Source organism: Bacillus hominis (genome assembly GCF_018332515.1).
GTDB lineage: Bacteria > Bacillota > Bacilli > Bacillales > Bacillaceae_G > Bacillus_A > Bacillus_A hominis.
Map to the genome: position 1 here is coordinate 1 of NZ_BOQD01000613.1, position 419 is coordinate 419.

The 419-nt window shown below is 39.6% G+C and carries 1 protein-coding gene; it reads right to left on the reverse strand.

Annotation, left to right across the window (positions count from 1 at the left end; translation table 11 throughout):
• Positions 1 to 261: 261 nt before the first annotated feature.
• Positions 262 to 419, reverse strand: a 158-nt coding sequence (locus KI356_RS27625; protein WP_212937054.1) for an LPXTG cell wall anchor domain-containing protein, incomplete at its 5' end; no start/stop codon positions are given.

Below are 419 nucleotides of genomic sequence, written 5' to 3' on the forward strand. Positions count from 1 at the left end.
CTGATAGATGCCAAAAGGACTTTGGGTTGCATAATAAACTGCAATCCAAAGTCCTTTTTAGTTTTATCCCGCTATTTGCGGGCAGTAAAACTCCCACCTCGAAATTCGGCTGGAGCAAAGAAGCTAGGTGGAAGCCCTGCTGCCCGTAAACGCCCGATTGGTGAGGGCTGATAATCAGTGGGGGATGAACAAAACCCACACTGATTAAAGTTTCACTTTATAATTTGTTTCATGTATTTTTTAGATGGAAGGATGTTGTTTTTATTTTGCGTTTTTACGACGAATAAACAATAACATACCAATTAGGAATGTTGAAAGTCCCATTAAAATAGATGCAGGATAATGCGCTGCAGTATTAGGTAACTTATCACCTTGTTTTGTCGCATTACCTTTTACGTTACCATCTTGCGAACTGCTAT